Here is a 17578-nt window from a genome sequence, read left to right as displayed (position 1 = left end):
ACTGGTCCGCAATCGGGCCCGGCACCGTGAACCGATACCGCACACGCACACGCTGCGTGCTCGGCGCCGGTGGGCGAGACCTTCGGTCATTCAGACGACCGAAGGAGTGTCTCCACATGCTGTCCGCGTTGCTGCTGAGTTTCGCAGTCATCTTCGTCGCCGAACTCGGCGACAAATCACAGCTCATGGCCATGACGTTCGCCTTGCGCTACAAGTGGTACGTCGTCATCGGCGGCATCACGATCGCCACCACCGTCACCCACCTCGTGTCGGTCGCCGTCGGCCATTTCCTCGGACTGTCGATCCCCACTCACCTGATCTCGATCGTCGCCGGTATCGCCTTCGTCATCTTCGGACTGTGGACGATCAAGGGAGACAAGCTTTCCGACGACGAAGGCGACAAGGCCTCCAAGGTCACCCGCTCGGCGTTCATCGCAATCGCGTCGGCATTCTTCCTCGCCGAACTCGGCGACAAGACCATGCTCGCCACCGTCACCCTCGCCGCGGACAACAACTGGGTCGGAGTCTGGATCGGCTCGACCGTCGGCATGGTCGCAGCGGACGCCCTCGCCATCGTCGTGGGCGCAGTCCTGGGCAAGCATCTGCCGGAGCGCATCATCCAGTTCGGTGCCGCGATCCTGTTCTTCGTGTTCGGCGTCTCGCTGTTCTTCGAGGGCGTCATGCCCGGAACGTCCGCGCCCGTGATCGCCGGCGGCGTCGTTCTCGCCCTGTCGGTTGCCGTGTGGGGGGCAATCGCCGCTGTCCGGCGCCGTCGCCCTGTGCCGGCCGAGGTATTGAACGACAAGTAAGAACCGACGTATCATCTGCCCCGATCAGAACCAGGGGCACATGACAACCATCGACGACATTCCCAGCAGGAAGCTGCGCAGTACCACCCACGACGACAACACGTCGTCGGAGCGGCTTCTCCGGACGGTAGCGCGCTTCGTCGCCGCCGGTTACCTCATCTACTTCGCGATTCTGCTGCCGGATTTCCTCCGCACGGCGTATGTCACGGAATCCTGGTGGACGCCCACAGCGATGATCGCCGTGTTCGGAACCGGACTGTCCATGGGTTTCGCCTCCCTGGCCGCGGACACCAAGTGGATCCGAGTCACCGGTGCCGTCGCGACATTCGCCTTCCTGGCCGCTGCACTGAGCTGGTGGCTCGCATGGGACACCTCCGTCGTCGACACCAACGGGATGCCCCTGGCGTCGTTCCCCGGCCTGGCGGGACTGGCCGCGGCCGCGTCGCTGCCGTCGTGGCTGGCCTTCGCACAGTTGACCGTCACTGTCGTCTCGGTTCAGCTCAGCATCAACATCCTCCGCGGTCCACTGCTGGACGGCCCGTTGCTGGCGGACATCACGTTCGCGCTGATGTTCTGTTCCATCTTCGTGGCCGCCACCCTCGGCGTCATCCGCACCGCGCGCATTCTCGACAGCACGCGCGACACCACCCATCGACAGGCGGCGACGGAGGCTGCGGTGAGCGCCCGGGCCGTCGAGCGGGAACGTTTCGACGCGCTCATCCATGACGGGGTGCTGTCCTCCCTCCTCGCGGTGGCTCGCCTCGGTCGCACCGAGGGAGTGATCCGACAGACCGAACACACTCTCGCTCAGCTGGACTCGCTGCGAAATCACTCGTCCGCCACGACGTTCGATGTCGACGAGGCGCTCGCCCGGTTACGTTCGGCCGCAACGAATGTCGATGAGGAGATCGAAATCGCCGTCGAATCACGCACCGACGCTTTGTATCCCGCCGAGGTCATCCGCACGGCCAGTGCCGCCTTGGCCGAGGCAGTTCGCAACAGCGTCACGCACGCAGGTTCCGACGCGACGCGGGTCGCGACGTTGTCGCTGCGAAAGGACGACATCTCCATCGTGCTGTCCGACGACGGGTCCGGGTTCGACCCCGCATCGGTCGCGCCGCATCGCATGGGGATCGCGGTGAGCATCGTCGGACGCATGCGCAGCCTGCCCGGTGGCTCCGCGCGCGTCGACTCGGACAAGAACGACGGTGGCACGACGGTGGCACTGCACTGGTCGGCACCGTCGTGATCGGCACCGTCGTGAACGGCACCCGGAGCGGGGACGACGCGTGTCAGGACGGCTCGGGCCAGGATATTCGCGACCTCATCGGACTGCGGTCGCGATTCGCGACGGGACTGGTCGCCCTCTACATCTTCACGTGTTTCCTCTGCGCGGCAGCAACGTTGGACGGAGTGAGCTCCCCGTGGCCGATCTTCGTCTCCGCTGGGTTGTGCTCGATCGGTGCGATCACGATGATCACCGCACCAGGAGATCCACTGCCGTGGCGGCACACCGCCTTCATCGCTGCCCTCGGCCCCGTCAGCTGCGCGTTGACCTACAGCGTAATTCCCGTTCCGGTCAGCAGCCCGCTGCAGACCTGGCCGCTGGGCACGAGCGTCGCACTGTTCACGGCCCTGTGTGTGCGAGGGCGAACGTCGGCGGCGTGGGCCGGGCTGGGGACGACGGTTGCCGTGACGATCTTCTGGTCCGTCCAGACCGGGCAGGGCGCCGCCTACGGCATCGCCTTCGGCGTCATCAACGCTGCCCCACTGCTGATGTCGACGTTCTTCGCGTTCACGCTCCGGCCCCTCGCTCGCTCCGTCTTCGCGCTGCGTGACCAGTCGACGACGCGAGTCGCATCCGAGGCGGCCGCCGCAGCCGTGCTCGAAGAGCGTGACTCGCAACTGCGTCGGCTCGACGAACTCGCTCGCCCACTCCTCGAACGCACAGTCCACGGCCCCGACCTGGCTCCCGAGGAGATCGCGTCGTACACCCTGCTCGAAGCCGAGTTGCGGGATTCGTTGCGTGCACGTGCACTCGTCACCGATCGTCTACGCACGTCGGTTCGGACGGCACGCGACCGCGGAGTCAGCGTCGTACTCCTCGACGACCGCGCCGACGTCGAACTCGACACCGCGGTGCGCGACCTCGTCGTCGACTCCGCAGCAGAGCACATCGACCGGATGCCGAGCGGATCGGCGACCCTGCGGCTGCTCCCCGCAGGCCGACCCGCCCTCGCCACGATGCTCGTCGATTCCGAACGGACCTACCGAATCGAATACGAGCACGACGGTCGAGCCCACGAAATCAGTAACTGACACCGAGTGTGATCCACTCCACTTCTGTCACGCCGCTGGGCGCGTCTCACTGCTGTCCGGTTATGGTGCAGGACGAGACAATCACGGTCAGCGCTGATCGTTTGCGCCGATCGTCCACCGCTCTAGTCGAGGAGATGTGTACGTGGAGATTTCGGGAACAGCAGCGTTGGTCACAGGCGGGGCATCCGGCCTCGGTGCGGCAACGGCCAAGCGCCTCGCCGACGCCGGGGTGACGGTCTTCGGCCTCGACCTGGCCCAGTCGATCGAGCGGGCGGGCGACAGCGTGCCCGCCGGCGTCACGCTCATCGCCGCCGACGTCACCAGCGAAGCCGACGTCGAGGCAGCCCTCGACACCATCACCGCGTCCGGCGTGCCCCTGCGGATCGTCGTCAACTGCGCCGGTGTCGGCTGGGCGGGACGCATCCTGTCGAAGAAGGGCCCGCACGAGCTCGAGCTCTTCCGCACCGTCATCACCATCAACCTGCTGGGCACGTTCAACGTGATGCGCCTCGCCGCCAACCGAATTCAGTCACTCCCGACGGTCGACGACGCAGGCCAGCGCGGCATCATCATCAACACCGCCTCCGTCGCCGCCTTCGAAGGCCAGATCGGCCAAATCGCGTACACGGCATCCAAGGGCGGAGTGCACGCAATGACCATCACCGCCGCCCGCGACCTTGCCCAGGTCGGCATCCGCGTCAACACCATTGCCCCCGGAATCGTGGACACCCCGATGCTCGCCGGCGTCACCGAGGAGTACCGCAAGGGCCTCGAAGCGAGCGTCCCGTTCCCCTCACGCCTCGCACAACCCGCGGAATACGCACAGCTGGTCCAGATGCTCGCCGAGCACGACTACCTCAACGGCGAAACCATCCGCATGGACGGCGCAATCCGCATGGCGCCGCGGTAGAGGTCTACCGGGCCGGACAGCCGGGATCTCAGGCTCGGGCGCGTAACGATGCGAGGGTGGGAATCTCGAGGTCCGCGCGGTCGGTCATCCACTCGCGCAGGACTTTCGTGGCCTGGACGTCGTCTTCGTTGTAGACGAGCAACCGCTCGCGCTGAGTGAGGTCGGGTTCTCCGTCGTAGCCGACGGCGTCGCGGTACCAACCCATGGACGCCTCGCCGCCGGCTTCGTCGTCACGCCAGGTGAACCCGGCAACGGGGGCGATTTTCTTCAGCCCTTTGCCGCCGGGGCAGATGAATTGGTCGCTGACGGCCTGGTAGATGTCCACCCATTGTTCACTGTCGATGAATTCGCGGATCTCGGCCTCGGTGGGCACGCCGGGTACGGCGCTGAAGCGTCGGGCAGAATCGAGGAGCCATTTGTCCTCGGCCTGACGCGAGTAGCAGTACGCAGCAAAGGTTTTGCCGCGTGCAGCGGCGTCGCGGCGCTTGCCCATCAGCCAGCCCCAGAACTCTGCGAACGATCGTCCTTCGTCGACGGTCGGCAACGGATCCCAGGTCACGAATCCTCGGTAGACCGCGGGCTGCCCTCCCTGCTCGGTGAGCAGCGTGCCCCACAGGTAGGCGCCGTGCTCCTGGAAGCTCTCCATGTCCACGTCGACCTCGACGTCGGCGCGGTGCACCGTCGTTTTCTCGGTCCGACGCAGAAGCGGCACGTCCGCTCGCCACGCCGTCGCTGCGGCAACGGCGTCGTCGAAACTGCCGAACGGCCAATCCTCCGGCTCCGGGCCGGTCCAGTCCGCGAGGTCGTCGATGGTGAAGACGCCTTGCCTGCGCAGTACCTCGGCCCGCATCCCCGACGCCACCAGAGACACGTCGCGATTGGCGGTCAGCTGCGGTTTGCAATCCGACCACCACGAGCACGATCGGCATTCGCTTACTTGGGACGGCACGGTGAAGCTCTCGCCACGCGCCACCGCGAGGCGGTCCGCGAAGCGCGAATCGTATTCCGCGAACACGGTCTCGAGGTCGTGAACGAGGATGCACTCGGCGCGGTATCCGATTGCGCCACCGACCGCGGTGGACGATGCGAAGCCCTCTCGCTCGAGCATCCGATAGAGATGCGCGAGCCGCAGTTGGTCCCGCAGCTGGCTTCGCACCTTGCGACTCTCGTCGACGCTCGGTGCCCACTCGCCGAACGGGGTGGTGGTTGCCCCGCGGCCCGGGTCGGTGACCTTGTGATTGACGACGATGACCGGGATGTATCCGGAACCGGACGGATCGAGCATCAGCATCTCGCTGCGACCGCGTCGACCGTGCTCGTGGTCGAGAGGAAGCACGGCATTCCAGATCCAACGGGCCTTCCGCCTACACGCGGCCAGGGTCAGTTCCGCCGCGGTCCTGGCGTCGGGGGCGTCGATCTCCGTCCACCCGGGTGCGGTGGCCGCGAAGGACGTACGAGTGGCTTCGCGATGCGCTGCTGCAGCCTCACGCCGTTGCCGTACGCCAGGGTTCTCCGGTTCGTCGCGCTGCAGCGCTGAGTAGGCCGTGTCCAGGTACAGCCGATGACGGCACCGCGTCAGGGACCCGGCGTCGATGAGTACCGACGACCGTATTCCGGCTGACCGTGTCGCCGCGACAGGCTGGCTGTTCACAGTTGATGAGCCTATGTCCCCCCACCGACACGCCCCATGCGACCCACCGCTGCGTCAGCGATAGGCTGTGTGTCAGCCAGCGCGAATACCGCGCCCGAACCGTACCGAAGCTGACGTTAGGGGCCTTGTCGATGGGGTTGTTCCGCAAGCGCAAGGGTCGTGCCACTCGTAAGGCCGAGGCCAAGGCGCTCAAGCACAAGGCAACACTCGAGGCCAAGCTCGGAGCGAAGAACGAGCGCAAGCAACTGAAGTCCATCGCGAAGGCGCAGAACAAGCTGAGCGCGGTCGAGGCCAAGTCGCAGAAGAACGTCGAGAAGGCGCAGATCAGGACCCTTCAGGCGCAGCAGAAGGCGGCGCTGCAGGGGTCGTTCAACGCGGCTCAGGTGCGCAAGTACATCTCGATCGCACGGGTATTGATCCCCGTTCTGACCCCCATCGTCTACCGCGGCGCTGCGGTCCTGCGGAACCGTCTGGACGAGCGCAAGGCAGGCAAGCTGGGCGTCAACCCCGCCGAGCTGAGCGAGTACAGCGGCTACGGCGCGAAACTGAGCGCACGTATCGCTGGTTCGGAGAAGTCGCTCGCCCAGGTCACGGCCAACAGTTCCGACGCCGAGACTCGCAAGTTCTCCGACGCGATCTCCCAGCGCCTCACGGATCTGGGTACCGCGGTGCGGACGTCGGAGCAGATGCCTCCCGCACGTCGCAAGGCTGCGCACAACGCCATCTCGGCCGAGCTGGACGGCATCGAAGCCGACCTTCTGGCTCGTCTCGGCGTTCGGTAGTACTTCCGGTTCCATGAGGTCGCCCGCTGCTTCGCTTCGCGGCGGAGCTGTCGGCGCGACGACGGTGTCGCTGTCCGTGGCAGCGCACGGGTGGGCCGACGGTGGTTACCCCTCGGGTTCGGCGGCCGTGTTGGTGCTGATCGTGGGTCTCGGGATCGGTGTCGTCTCCGCTGTGCCGCGGTCCGGCCGCGCGACCGTGCCGTTGCTTCTTGCGGGGTTGTTGCTCGGTCAGTTCGCGTCGCACGTCGCCCTTGTCGTCGGGGATCCGCACGCGGTGATGCACGGCCACACGATTCTGCCGAGCCCGACCATGGCTGCATTCCATGTTGCCGCATCGGCACTGGCCGCGGTTTCGGTGTGCACGGCCGAGCGGCTGTACGGGCCGATCACGGCCGTGGTCCGATCGGTAGTGGATCCACCGCGTCGCCTCGCTGTTCCACCCAGACTCACCATCGCGGCCTCGAACCCGGTCTCCGCCGCAACATTCAAGTTCACGACATCCATCTCGAGGCGTGGCCCGCCGACGTCGGCGTGAATCTCCGATCATCTCTGCCACATCGTCTTTCGAGAAAGTACCCATCACCATGAACAGCTTGATTCGTCGTGCCTCGATCATCGCAGGCACCGCATCACTCACCCTCGTCGTCGGAGCGGGTGCGGCCTCCGCACACGTCTCGGTCGTCGCACCCGACGCCGCGCAGGGCGGATACGCCGTCCTGACCTTCCGCGTCCCCACCGAATCGGACACCGCTGCGACGTCGTCGGTCAAGGTCGAACTCCCGGGCCTCAATTCCGCACGCACCCAGCCGATTCCGGGTTGGACTTCGGTCGTGGACAAGAACGCCGAAGGCCTCGCCACCGCAGTCACGTGGACTGCGAGTCCGGGCGCAGAGGTGCTGCCCGGACAGTTCCAACAGTTCCTGCTGTCCGCGGGTCCCCTGCCCGAGGAGGACACCGTCAGCTTCCCGGCCGTCCAGACCTACAACGACGGCGAGGTCGTCGAGTGGACCGAGGAACCGGCCGCCGATGGAAGTGAACCCGAATACCCGGCGCCGTCGCTGACGCTCGCGGCCGCCGGTTCCGACGGTCACGGCGGTCATTCGGTATCGACTTCCACCGAGGCGTCGGATTCCACCGAGGCAGCACAAGGTTCCGAATCCGACACCACAGCACGCTGGCTCGCCGGCGGAGCACTGGTTCTCGGTGCCCTCGGTGCCGCACTCGGCATCGGCGCGACCGTGCGAGGACGCCGGTCATGAGAAAGCTGATCGTTGCCGCAGTCGCGATCTCGGCGCTGCTGATCGGCGCGCCCACGGCATCCGCTCACTCCGTGGTCACCGGGTCCACTCCGGCCGACGGTTCCGAGATCGCCGCAGGGCCTGCGCAGGTGGCGGTCTCGTTCAACGAAGTTCCGCAGTCGCAGTTCGCAACTCTGAACGTCGTCGGACCGGACGGCAACCTGTGGTCCAAGGGTGACCCGCGGATCGAAGGCCAGAGCATCGTCGTCGACGTCGGCGAACTCGGCCCGGCCGGCGAGTACACGATCGCCTACCGCGTGACGTCGGCCGACGGCCATCCCATCAGCGGCACGATCGGGTTCACGTTGACCACCGAGGGTGCAGGTACACCAGGTGCCGCGGCGTCCGCTACCGGAGGCGGCGAGTCCGACGACGACAGCGGCGGAGGAATCCCCGTGTGGATCTTCCTCGTCGCGGGTGTCCTCGTCTTCGCAGGTGGTCTCGCCTACGCGTTGCGCAAGCCGAAGGACAAGTAGCTGAGCGCGTTCCGCCGGTGGTGGGTGCTCGCCGCAGGGGCGGCGGGCATCGTCGGGGTGGGCCTGGCATGGTTGCTCGCCCACCCCGACGGCCCCGACCCGTCGTCGGTGCTCCGCGTTGTCGCGGACTGCCTCGGGGCGACGACGCTCGGGCTTGCTCTGCTGCGCACGGATCTGTTTCCGGATCGGTCGAAGCCTCCGGTGTGGCGCACCGCCGTCGTCGTCGGTGGCCTGTGGACCGCAGTCGAGACCGCGCTGCTGGCGACGGCGGCGACGGAGTCGTTCGGGGGTGGGATCAGCAGACTGTCGGTGTCGAACTTCGCGACGTTCCTCACCGACATCACCGTGGGGCAATTGGGTGTGGTGACCGTTGCATGCATCGCAGCGGCGGTGACGTATTCGTTGTTCGCGTATCGGACGGCGATGCCCTCGAACTCTGCGAGGCAGCGTGGGCGCTGTCTGTCCCCGGTACCCGTCGTCGTCCTCACCGTCGTCGCGCTCGTGGCGCGTCCTGTCACAGGGCACATGTCGCAGCAGGTCCTCGGCGCGTTGTTCGTGTCCGTGCACACCGTCGCGGCGTCGGTCTGGATCGGCGTTCTGGCCGCGATGGCCCTGACCTTGCGTGCGCGGGGCGCCTGGGCCGCAGTGTTGCCCGTGTATTCGCGCCTGGCGTGGTGGTCGGTGTGGATTCTCGCCGTGAGCGGCACCGTCAACGCTGCTGTGAAACTCGGTGGCTTGTCGGCCCTGGTCGACACCGGATACGGCCGTATCGTCCTCGGCAAGACCGTTCTTCTCGTCGTCCTCGTGGTGCTTGCCCGACGGTTGCGCGCCACCTGGCTGGTGTCGGTAGCCGCTCATCGCACGAAAGCCGACGAGTCGACTGTGCGTGCTGCCGTCCACGTCTGCGTGCTTGCTGTTGCATTCGGTTTGGCTGCTGCTCTGGCAACGACGGCGTAGTCCTTCACGACCCGTCCACTTCGCGTTTCCCGCGGCGACCGACTCGCGTCGTTCGGGACGGTCACGATGTCAGCTTCGTCGTTCGTCAGGAGCTTGTCACGTGATACCTTTTCGCCGCCCGGCCGTGGGCGTCCTCGTTTCGATTGCCTCGATAGCTGCACTGTCCGCGTGCTCCGAGCCTGCCGATCCCGCTGCTGCCGGCACGGAGTCCAGCGGCGGCACCCTCACGGTCTACACCTCCGAACCACAGGCGAAGATCGACGCACTCAACGCGGAGTTCACTGCCGCGAATCCGGACATCGAGGTGCAGGTCTACCGCGCCGGTACCGGAGACCTCAACGCGCGCATCGCTTCCGAGCGTGAGACGGGCTCGATCGGTGCGGATGTGCTTCTGGCTGCGGATGCACCGACGTTCGAGGGGTACAAGGACGAGAACCTGCTGCTCCAGTACACCCCCGCGGACGTGTCCGCGTTGAACCCGGAGATCGTCGATCCGGACGGATACTACGTAGGAACCCGAATCATCCCCACTGTGATCGCGTACAACACCGGTGCCGTGTCGGAGCCGCCGACGTCGTGGCAGCAACTCGCCGATCCGAAGTACAAGGGACAGATCACTCTTCCCAATCCCGATGTCTCGGGTGCGGCGGCATTCAACACCGCGGTGTGGTTGAACGAGGAGTCCCTCGGCCAGCCCTGGCTCGAAGGTCTTGCTGCGAACGAACCGATCGTCGCCGAGAGCAACGGCCCTGTCGGACAATCCGTTGCGGCAGGTACTCAGCCGATCGGAATCGTCGTCGACTACCTGGTTCGCGAACTGGCGGAGAAGGGTTCGCCCATCGCCCTCGAGTACCCGACGGACGGTGTTCCGTACATCTCCCAGCCTGCGGGTATCTTCGCCGATTCGAAGAATCAGGACGCGGCGAAGAAGTACGTGGACTTCCTCGTCGGCAAGCAAGGTCAGGAGCTCGCGGTCGAGCAACAGTACCTCCCGGTGCGTGGTGACGTCGGAACTCCCGATGGCGCGCCGGCTCTCGCCGATCTGAATCTGCTGAACCCGGATCTCGACGAGATCACCGCATCTCAGCCCGAGGCGGTCAAGAGGTTCACCGAACTTGTCGGATAGTTCCTATGTGAGTGGAAATGTGTCCTGGAGGACACATTTTCACTCACAGGGTTTGTGGTCTCTGAGATTGCTGCTGTGGGTCGTGGTGTCGGTGTCGATCCTGGCGCCCATCGGCGCAGTGGTGTCGATCGGGCTGGGCGGCAACCATGTTCGCGAACTGATCGACGGCGGTATCGTCGACGCTGCAGTCAACAGCGTGGTGTCGGCGGGACTGTCGGCGTTGTTCGCCGTGGTGATCGCCGTCGCGATGGCCCTACTGCTCGACCGGACGGATCTTCCCGGCCGCTCGGTACTGCGGCTCGTCCTTTTGTCGCCGTTGCTGATTCCGCCGTTCGTCGGTGCGATCGCGTGGACCGGTCTGCTCGGGCCGAGCGGGATGATCAACTCGTTCTGGGCAGAGCGGTTCGGCGGACCGCTGTGGAACGTCTACGGCGGAGACGGCGTGGTCTTCCTCCTGACCATCCACTCCTATCCCATTGCGTACCTGATCGTCGCAGCAGCTTTGCGCCGCATTCCCGGCGACCTCGAAGAGGCTGCGCGGATGTCCGGGGCAAGCCCGCTGCGCGCGCTGACGTACGTGACGCTGCCGTTGCTGCGGCCGGCCGCGGTCGCGTCGTTCACCTTGGTGGCGGTATCGAATCTGGCGGACTTCGGGATTCCCGCCCTCGTCGGGCTGCCGGATCGATACGTGACGTTGTCGACGATGGTGTATCGGTTCATCCAATCCGGTACCGTCGCACAGCCATTGGAGGTGGTCTCGGCCATCGGAATCGTCCTGTTGCTGCTGGCGGTGGTGGCGGTAGTGGCGGACCGAGGACTCAGCCGCAGGAGTGCAGCTCTCGACGGGCCGGTCACTCCCCCGACTCGGCTCACGCTGGGGCGCAGCCGGTCCGCGGTGGGCCTCGCCACCTGGATTCTCGCACTGAGCATCACGGCAATGCCGATCTTCGCGCTCGCCACCCAGGCGTTGCTGCCCGCGCCCGGTGTTCCGCTGACGTGGGCCAACCTCACTCTCGACTCCATCGTCGCAGCAGTCACAGCACCTGGAACGGTTGTGGGCATTCAGAATTCGCTGACGTTGGCGCTCGGTGCGGCGGTGATCTGCGGAGTGGTCGGCCTGACCCTGGGCGTGGTCACGACACGCACCCGCTCACGCGACAACACCGGTCTCGACCTGGTCGCGATGCTCCCGCAGGCCATACCGGGTTTGGTCATCGCAGTCGGGTGGCTGATCGTCGGACGTTGGACCGGCTTGTTCGACACCCGTTGGGTGATCCTGTGCGCCTATGTCATGGCGTTCCTCGCGATCGTCGTGCAGGCCGTCAGGGCGCCGCTGCTCTCGACGCCGGTTCAACTCGAAGAGGTCGCCCGCTCCTCCGGCGCCTCGCCCGCGCGAGCCCTGTACGACGTCTCGTGGAAGATGACGATCCCCGCTGCCGCCTCCGGTGCCGTGCTGGTCGGCTTGACGGCGGTACGTGAGCTCACCATGTCGGTTCTCCTCGTCGCCCCCGGCACGCAGACGCTCGGGGTGTCGATCTTCAACCTGCAGCAGGCGGGCGACTACAACGCGGCGTCGGCCCTGTCCCTGCTCGTCGCCCTGGTCGGGATCGCCGGACTCGGCCTCGTCGCGGGCGTCACCGACCGAAAGAAGAGTGCCTGATGTCCGCCATCTCCCTCGATGCCGTCGACCTCGAATATCCCGGTGGCGCCGTCGGTTTACGCGCCATCGACCTTCACGTCGCCGACGGTGAATTCCTCGCGCTGGTAGGGCCGTCCGGTTCAGGCAAGACGACCCTGCTGCGCACGGTCGCGGGATTTCTGACGCCGACGACGGGCACCGTCACCATCGGCGGCGACGTCGTGGCAGGTGGGCGGCGCCCGATCGCGCCCGAACATCGCGGACTGGGCATGGTGTTCCAACAGCACGCCCTGTGGCCGCATCGCTCCGTCGGGAAGAACGTCTCCTACCCGTTGGAGCTCGCGGGGATGTCGCGCTCGGATCGCACACGGCGCGTGAGCGAAGTCCTCGAACTCGTCGGTCTCCCCGGCCTGGAGTCGCGCAACCCCGCGACCCTGTCCGGCGGACAACGGCAGCGTGTTGCGTTGGCACGTGCCCTCGCGAGGACGCCGCGGGCGCTGTTGCTCGACGAGGCGCTCTCGGCGCTCGACGAGCCTCTGCGCGATCGACTCCGACTGGAACTCCGCTCGCTGACGCGCGCCGCCGGACTCACCGTCATCCATGTCACGCACGACCGAAACGAAGCATTGGCGCTGGCCGACCGCGTCGCGGTGCTCGACGGCGGCTCGATCGCGCAGATCGGCACCCCGGAGGAACTGGTCCAGCGGCCTTCCTCGGCATTCGTCGCCAAGTTCCTGTCCGACGCCAACATCATCACCGGCATCGTCGACGGCGGCAGGTTCCACGCGGACGATCACCCGCTCGAGGTGATGCTCGATGTCGTCGAGCACGCGAGACAGGGTCGTGGAACGTTGACCGTCATGCCGTCGGACATCGCCCTGGGACCGGGTTCGCCGCACGACTGCGCGGCAGGCGTGATCACGTCGTCTCTCTTCGGCCGTGAGTCGAGCGACGTCGTCGTCGCCTCGCACGGAGTCGACTTTCGCTGCGCGGTTCGCGGGCCGCGCCCTTCGGTAGGTGACGCCGTCACCATGACCATCGAACGCGGAATGTTCACGGCAACTTCGGGGTAGTCCTTACCGTCGTACGCGGAGTCGGTCGGCTCCCTCGCGTGTCGCTTCGTCCGGATTGTCCGCTCTCGACGCCAGTGTGACCCACAAGATAGGTAAAATAGTTGTTTACCTCATCTATTTATCTATATGGTTGCGGACAGCAAGTAATTGACTCGAACCGTTGGAGCCCTCATGGCAGTACGAACTACCACCGCGGAGGCGCTGGTCGAAGAGGTTTTCCTCTTCGGTCGGGCGCTCAAGCGGGCCGTGACCACCGGAGATGAGGAATCACCCCTGCCGCAGGCACTGACCGGAGTTCTGGCCATCCTCGCGACGGAGGGTGAATGCAGACAGACCGACCTCGCCAACAGGCTCTGCGTCAGCCAGTCCGCCCTCAGCCGGCAGATCGCAGACCTGGTGGATCTCGGATACATCGACCGAACGCCCGATCCCGACGACAAACGCGCATCCAGAGTGCGCGTCTCGTCCGAAGGCGGGGAGAAACTCAAGGTCATCTGGGACCGTCGCGCGAATCGACTGCGCGAGATGTTGAGCGATTGGAGCGAGACGGAGGCGCTGGCCGCCCTCGATTCGATCCAGAAACTCAACAACACATTCAACGAAGACGCGCAGGACACAGCGCACTTGAAACTGATTGCGAGATAGAACAATGTCAACCACCGAAGCTCCGCCCAATATTCAACAGGCCGATCCCGACGCCATGTCCCACCGGCAAATCCTCGAGGCCCTCACCGGACTGCTCGCCGCGCTGTTCACCGCGCTGCTGAGCACCACGATCGTCTCGACGGCTCTGCCCACCATCATCGGTGACCTGCAGGGATCGCAGACCGCCTACGCCTGGGTCATCACCACCGCCCTACTGGCCAACGCCGCGTCGACGCCCATCTGGGGCAAGCTCGCCGACCTCTTCAACAAGAAGGTCCTCGTCCAGAGCGCGATCGTCATCTTCGTCATCGGCTCGTTGATCGCCGGCTTCGCCCACAACGTTCCGCTCCTGCTCGGCGCTCGCGTCATCCAGGGCATCGGTATGGGTGGCCTGACGGCACTCGTCATCGCCATCATCGGCACCATCGTCTCCCCGCGTGACCGCGGTCGTTACTCCGGTTACACCGGCGCTGTCATGGCTGTATCCATGTCCGGTGGTCCGATCCTCGGCGGCGTGATCGTCGACAGCCCCCTCGGCTGGCGCTGGTGCTTCTTCGTCTGCGTTCCGCTGGCCGTCATAGCCCTCGGACTGCTCCAGAAGACGCTCCACATCAAGACCGAGCGCAAGGACAACGTGTCCATCGACTGGCTCGGCGCACTTCTTCTCACCGCCGGTGTTTCGGTTCTGCTCGTGTGGGTGTCGTTCGCAGGCAAGGCCGACTACTACGCCTGGATCTCCCGTGAGACTGCATACCTGGTCGGCGGCGGACTCCTGCTGCTCGTCCTGACGGTCATCGTCGAGGCACGTCACAAGTCCCCGATCATCCCGCTGAAGATCGTCACCGAACGCACCACCGGACTCGCCATCATCGCGTCCATCGCAGTCGGTGTCGGCCTCTTCGGAGCCACCACCTTCCTCGGCCAGTACTTCCAGACCGCACGCGGCTACTCGCCCACCGAAGCCGGATTGCTCTCCATCCCACTGGTGTTCGGCATGCTCGTCGCCTCGGTCGGATCCGGCCAACTCATCACCAAGTTCGGAAAGTGGAAGCCGTTCATCGTCACCGGATCGGTACTGCTGGTCATCGGATTCCTGCTCCTCGGAACCATCGACCACGCAACCAGCCTGTGGACCGTCGGCGTCTTCATCACCATCGTCGGACTCGGAACAGGCATGTTGATGCAGAACCTCGTTCTCGCAGTCCAGAACACGGTGAGCGTCCACAACATCGGCGCAGCCTCGTCGACAGTCGCATTCTTCCGTACCTTCGGCGGCGCGATCGGCGTCTCGGTTCTCGGTTCGCTCCTCGCGACCCGTGTCGCCGAGAAGTCCGCGGCAGGCCTCGCCGAACTGGGCGTCGACGGTGCTTCGAGTGGTGGCGGATCCTTGGACCTCACGTCACTGCCCGCACCGATCCTCGCCGTCGTCCGCACCGCCTACGGTGATGCAACCGGACGGATCTTCCTGATCGCCGGATTCGTCGCCATCGTCACGCTCATCGCGGTCATCCTCATCCCGAACCGCCCGCTGCGCAAGACGATCGACTTCGCTCAGGCACCGGTCGAAGGCGAAGAGACCATCGAGATCCCGTCCTTCGGTGACACTCGCGAATACGTCGCAGCGGAACTCGACGGAACCGGGCGCCACGAAGCACCATCGGGTTCGGCACCGTTCGAGGGCCTCAGCACCGATGCACGTGATCGACTGCTGAACCTCTTGCTCCCCGAGCCCAAGGACACCCTCGAAGCACTCGACGAAGCCGAGGCCATCCGCGCCGAAGTAGTCGCACTGCAGCAGGAACTCGACGCGAAAATGCTCGACTTCGACGCCGTCTGCGAGCGACTCCGTCGCCTCGGACTCAGCGAAGATCAAATCGCCCGAGTGCTCGGTGACGCACACGTCCCTGAAAATCACACGCGCCCCGATCCTCGTCAGCACTACGTCAACTCCGGACTGAACGGCCACAGCGTCAACTAGTTCGACAGCACGAAAGAGCCCGCACACCCCCCGGTGTGCGGGCTCTTTCGGTATCGGAGCACTCCCACTTCGGAGCACTCCCTTCCCCACATTCCGGAGCACTCCCCTCCCCACATTCCGGAGCGAACGTAGCGTTCGATCAGTCAGACTGACCGAAGCCCACTTTCGCTCGGACGGATGGTCGTGGACTGACGGATGGTCGTGGACTACCGCCCCGGAAGGTACTTCAGTGCCTTCACGAAGGGAGGCATGATCTTCGCCCACAACTTCGGAGGCAATCCGCGCGGGCCGCCGAGGTTGAGCAGACGCGTCGTGGCGATGGTCTGCGATTCGGTGTACTTGAGCAGGCCGTCGGGTCCGTGGCGTCGGCCCATTCCCGAGACGCCCATTCCGCCCATCGGAGCGCCGGTGGTGCCCCACGCGGGTGCATAACCTTCGTCGACGTTGACCGTTCCCGAATGCAGCTGAGCCGCAATGGCTTCACCCTGAGCCTTCGTCTTCGCCCAGACGCTGGCGTTGAGTCCGTATTCGGTGTCGTTGGCCTTGGCGATGGCTTCGTCGACGTCGGTCACCGGGTAGATCGACACGAGCGGCCCGAAGGTCTCGCTTGCGGCGCACTCGGCGTCGGCGGGCACGTTCGTCAGGACGGTCGGCTCGTAGAAGAGCGGGCCGATGTCGGGGCGTGCGTTTCCTCCTGCGATGACCTTGGCGCCCTTGACCTTCGCATCGTCGACGTGCGCGGAGACCGTCTTGACCTGGTCCTCGGAGATGAGGCTGCCCATCTCGATGCCGAACTCGTAGTCCGCACCGAGGGTCATGTCCCGAACCCGCTGACCGAATCTCGCGGTGAACTCGTCGGCGATCGACTGCTCGACGTAGATGCGCTCGATGGAGATGCACAGCTGGCCCGAGTTGGAGAAGCACGCACGCACGGCGGCGTCGGACACTTCCCGCAGGTTCGCCCCGCGCGCGACGATCATCGCGTTCTTTCCGCCGAGTTCGGCGGAGAAACCGATGAGCCGACGCCCGGCCTGCTCGGCGAGAAGCTGGCCGGTTGCGGTGGAGCCGGTGAACATGACGTACTCGGTGTTCTCGACGATGGCGGTGCCGACGACGGAGCCAGGGCCGGGTACGACGGCGAACAGGTCACGCGGCAGGCCGGCCTTGTACAGAAGTTCCACGCAGGCCAGCGCGCAGTACGGGGTCTGGGAATCCGGCTTGAGCACGACGCCGTTGCCGGCGAGCAGCGCGGCGATGGCGTCGGACACCGCGAGGGTCATCGGGTAGTTCCACGGGGAGATGACGCCGACGATTCCCTTCGGCTGGTACCGCACCGTCGTCTTCGTCAGCACGGGGAGCATGCCCGCGACCCGCTTGGGGGCCAGCAGCTTGGCCGCGGTGCGGGCGTAGTGACGCGACGTCATCGCGATATCGAGCACTTCCTCCTGCGCGGCGGCGCGGGACTTGCCGGTCTCCGCCTGCGCCATGTCCATCAGTTCTTCACGATGGGCGAGAACCAGGTCGCGGTACCGGTGGAAGATCTCGGCGCGCTCGGACACGGGGCGCTTGGCCCATGCCTTCTGCGCGACGCGAGCGCGTGCGATGGCACCGGTGACGTCCTCGGCGGTTCCGACGGGAATGGTCGCGAGCTCTTTGCCGGTGAACACCTCCGTGATGGATTTCGTCGGCCGCGCGTCGACGTCGGGAATGGCGATCAAATCGGCGAGCCGCGAGAAGGTCGCAGCGCTCGGAGCTGGCATTTCGGTACCCCTACTGGTGAGTAGTTCTTGGAGTTACACATAACCTACATCGTCGGTGGCTGGGATCACAGTGTCGATTCCGCTGCCCTGGTCGGCACCCGTCGACGTGTGGCACCATGGGCGGTGGTCTTTCCTAGGCGTCGGGGCGCACTGGA

Annotated in this window: 16 protein-coding genes; 14 read left to right on the top strand and 2 right to left on the bottom strand. The window is 65.7% G+C overall.

Annotated features, from left to right (window positions below; all coding sequences use genetic code 11):
• The first annotated feature begins 116 nt into the window (after positions 1 to 116).
• The 4 genes from CH293_RS11040 to CH293_RS11025 all read left to right on the top strand — a co-directional run bounded on the left by CH293_RS11040 (position 117) and on the right by CH293_RS11025 (position 4038).
• Complete coding sequence (locus CH293_RS11040) at positions 117 to 809, top strand: TMEM165/GDT1 family protein (protein ID WP_037110564.1); 693 nt, start codon at positions 117 to 119, stop codon at positions 807 to 809.
• A 40-nt stretch (positions 810 to 849) separates the two neighbouring features.
• A complete protein-coding gene (locus CH293_RS11035; protein ID WP_094720205.1) occupies positions 850 to 2058 on the top strand; it encodes a sensor histidine kinase in 1209 nt (402 codons plus the stop codon).
• A complete protein-coding gene (locus CH293_RS11030) occupies positions 2055 to 3128 on the top strand; it encodes a hypothetical protein (protein WP_255122804.1) in 1074 nt (357 codons plus the stop codon). The genes CH293_RS11035 and CH293_RS11030 overlap by 4 nt, the downstream gene beginning before the upstream one ends.
• Positions 3129 to 3270: 142 nt before the next feature.
• Complete coding sequence (locus tag CH293_RS11025; protein ID WP_094720260.1) at positions 3271 to 4038, top strand: SDR family NAD(P)-dependent oxidoreductase; 768 nt, start codon at positions 3271 to 3273, stop codon at positions 4036 to 4038.
• A gap of 28 nt (positions 4039 to 4066) precedes the next feature.
• On the opposite strand, the gene CH293_RS11020 is transcribed toward CH293_RS11025, so the two are convergent.
• Positions 4067 to 5689 (bottom strand): TM0106 family RecB-like putative nuclease, encoded by a 1623-nt coding sequence (locus CH293_RS11020; protein ID WP_094720204.1) that lies wholly within the window; start codon positions 5687 to 5689, stop codon positions 4067 to 4069.
• A 131-nt stretch (positions 5690 to 5820) separates the two neighbouring features.
• On the opposite strand from CH293_RS11020, the gene CH293_RS11015 reads away from it, so the two are divergent.
• The 10 genes from CH293_RS11015 to CH293_RS10970 all read left to right on the top strand — a co-directional run bounded on the left by CH293_RS11015 (position 5821) and on the right by CH293_RS10970 (position 15663).
• Complete coding sequence (locus tag CH293_RS11015) at positions 5821 to 6471, top strand: DUF6474 family protein (RefSeq protein ID WP_019667066.1); 651 nt, start codon at positions 5821 to 5823, stop codon at positions 6469 to 6471.
• A 13-nt stretch (positions 6472 to 6484) separates the two neighbouring features.
• Positions 6485 to 7006 carry a hypothetical protein gene (locus CH293_RS11010; protein ID WP_037110567.1) on the top strand — a complete coding sequence of 174 codons (522 nt, stop codon included), beginning with the start codon at positions 6485 to 6487 and terminating at the stop codon, positions 7004 to 7006.
• Between the two features lie 49 nt (positions 7007 to 7055).
• Complete coding sequence (locus CH293_RS11005; protein ID WP_094720259.1) at positions 7056 to 7730, top strand: YcnI family protein; 675 nt, start codon at positions 7056 to 7058, stop codon at positions 7728 to 7730.
• The gene (locus CH293_RS11000) at positions 7727 to 8245 is read left to right on the top strand and encodes a copper resistance CopC family protein (protein WP_094720203.1); all 519 of its coding nucleotides are present in this window, start codon (positions 7727 to 7729) and stop codon (positions 8243 to 8245) included. Before CH293_RS11005 ends, CH293_RS11000 begins: the two co-directional genes overlap by 4 nt.
• A gap of 24 nt (positions 8246 to 8269) precedes the next feature.
• Positions 8270 to 9202, top strand: coding sequence for a CopD family protein (locus CH293_RS10995; RefSeq protein ID WP_094720202.1), 933 nt, complete (start codon positions 8270 to 8272; stop codon positions 9200 to 9202).
• A 100-nt stretch (positions 9203 to 9302) separates the two neighbouring features.
• Entirely contained in the window at positions 9303 to 10328 is a 1026-nt protein-coding gene (locus tag CH293_RS10990; protein WP_255122803.1) for an ABC transporter substrate-binding protein, read from the top strand.
• A gap of 52 nt (positions 10329 to 10380) precedes the next feature.
• Positions 10381 to 11988, top strand: a complete 1608-nt coding sequence (locus CH293_RS10985) for an iron ABC transporter permease (RefSeq protein WP_255122802.1) — start codon at positions 10381 to 10383, stop codon at positions 11986 to 11988.
• Positions 11988 to 13040: an ABC transporter ATP-binding protein gene (locus tag CH293_RS10980; RefSeq protein ID WP_094720200.1), complete on the top strand. Its 1053-nt coding sequence runs from the start codon at positions 11988 to 11990 to the stop codon at positions 13038 to 13040. The genes CH293_RS10985 and CH293_RS10980 overlap by 1 nt, the downstream gene beginning before the upstream one ends.
• Positions 13041 to 13211: 171 nt before the next feature.
• Complete coding sequence (locus tag CH293_RS10975; protein WP_037110572.1) at positions 13212 to 13685, top strand: MarR family winged helix-turn-helix transcriptional regulator; 474 nt, start codon at positions 13212 to 13214, stop codon at positions 13683 to 13685.
• A 4-nt stretch (positions 13686 to 13689) separates the two neighbouring features.
• A complete protein-coding gene (locus CH293_RS10970; protein WP_094720199.1) occupies positions 13690 to 15663 on the top strand; it encodes an MDR family MFS transporter in 1974 nt (657 codons plus the stop codon).
• A 206-nt stretch (positions 15664 to 15869) separates the two neighbouring features.
• Here the strand turns inward: CH293_RS10970 and CH293_RS10965 are convergent, their stop codons facing one another.
• Positions 15870 to 17423 carry a succinic semialdehyde dehydrogenase gene (locus CH293_RS10965; protein ID WP_094720198.1) on the bottom strand — a complete coding sequence of 518 codons (1554 nt, stop codon included), beginning with the start codon at positions 17421 to 17423 and terminating at the stop codon, positions 15870 to 15872.
• Positions 17424 to 17578: the final 155 nt, after the last annotated feature.

The sequence above is a fragment of the Rhodococcus sp. 14-2470-1b genome (assembly GCF_002259415.1).
Classification (GTDB): domain Bacteria; phylum Actinomycetota; class Actinomycetes; order Mycobacteriales; family Mycobacteriaceae; genus Rhodococcoides.
The sequence above is the reverse complement of the archived record's forward strand: the minus strand, read 5'-3'. Positions and strand labels throughout refer to the sequence as shown.